We start from the raw sequence: 323 nt of genomic DNA on the forward strand, positions 1-323 counted from the left end.
ATTACAGCCCTGCCCAGGCGTCCACTTCGTCGACGAAGTGGTGCAGGTCCTGGTAACGGTTGTAGAGCGGCGTGGGCGAGATGCGGATGACGTCCGGTTCGCGCCAGTCACCGAGCACGCCGACGGTCTGCAGGTACTCGAACAGGCTGCGGCCACGCTCGCGTCCCCCGACCACGCGCAGCGAGAGCTGGCAGCCGCGGCGCTCCGGTTCGCTGGGGGTGAGCACCTCGAGCACGCCGGTCAGGCGGGCGCGCACCAGCGCGTCGAGCAGGCCGGTCAGGCGCAGCGACTTTTCGCGCAGGGCAGCAATGCCACCGGCCTTG

General features: G+C 70.0%; 1 pseudogene. It reads right to left on the minus strand.

The features are described 5' to 3' along the window. Position 1 precedes the first annotated feature (1 nt). Positions 2-323, minus strand: a pseudogene (locus tag DBR34_RS23570) (kynureninase); the annotation flags it as partial.

Source organism: Stenotrophomonas sp. HMWF003 (assembly GCF_003061285.1).
Taxonomy (GTDB): Bacteria; Pseudomonadota; Gammaproteobacteria; order Xanthomonadales; family Xanthomonadaceae; genus Stenotrophomonas; species Stenotrophomonas maltophilia_AP.